The organism is Streptomyces sp. DH12 (genome assembly GCF_020873895.1).
Taxonomy (GTDB): Bacteria; Actinomycetota; Actinomycetes; order Streptomycetales; family Streptomycetaceae; genus Streptomyces.
Map to the genome: position 1 here is coordinate 1 of NZ_JAHWGT010000144.1, position 921 is coordinate 921.

Sequence of the window (921 nt, forward strand, 5' to 3'; positions counted from 1 at the left end):
AGTCGGCCGTGAACTCCCGCCACCCGCCCTGCTCGTGGGCCAGATGGCGGCGCAGGTGCCGGGCCCCCGCCGCCAGCGCGGCGGGGTAGGTGACGAGCGGAAGCGCGGCCAGCGCGATCCAGACGCCGGTCAGCAGGCACTCGGCGAAGAGCGCGAACCTCCCCCAGGCCCTCGACCCGGTGCGTGCCGGCGCCATCGTCAGCTCACTCAGCCCTTCAGTCCGGAGGTCGCCATGCCGTCGATGAGATAGCGCTGGAAGGCCAGGAAGAAGGCCAGTACCGGCAGCAGCGCGACCAGCGACATGGCGATCATGCCGCCGTAGTTAGCGAGTCCCTCCTGGTCGACGAACATCTTCAGCCCGAGGGAGACCGTGTACTTGCCCGGCTCGTTGAGGTAGATCAGCGGGCCCATGAAGTCGTTCCAGGCGTTGATGAAGGTGAAGATGGCACTGGTGATCAACGCTGGCCGGCACAGCGGCAGCACGATCGACCAGTAGATGCGCAGATGCCCGCAGCCGTCGAGCCGGGCCGCCTCGTCCAGCTCCCGCGGCAGGTTCCGCATGAACTGCACCATCAGGAAGACGAAGAACGCCTCCGTGGCCAGGTACTTCCCCAGTAGCAGCGGGGTGTACGTGTTGATCATGTCCAGGTTGCGGAACAGCACGTACTGCGGGATCAGCAGCACGTGGTACGGCAGCAGCAGCGTGCCGATCATCAGCGTGAAGAGCAGATTGCGGCCCGCGAACCGGATCTTGGCGAAGGCGTACGCGGTGAGCGAGCAGGAGACCAGGATGCCGATGACCGAACCGACCGCGAGGAACAGCGAGTTGAAGAAGAAGGTGGAGATCGAGATGTCGGCGATGCCGTCGGTGAGACTGGTGTAGTTGGACACGATCGGGTCGGCCGGGAAGAGGTCCAGGCT

Annotated in this window: 1 protein-coding gene and 1 pseudogene; both read right to left on the minus strand. The window is 65.5% G+C overall.

Annotation, left to right across the window (positions count from 1 at the left end):
- Positions 1 to 196: pseudogene (locus LPA54_RS33085) on the minus strand (hypothetical protein); the annotation flags it as partial.
- Between the two features lie 11 nt (positions 197 to 207).
- The coding region (locus LPA54_RS33090; RefSeq protein WP_228984437.1) for a carbohydrate ABC transporter permease at positions 208 to 921 on the minus strand (714 nt) is incomplete at its 5' end.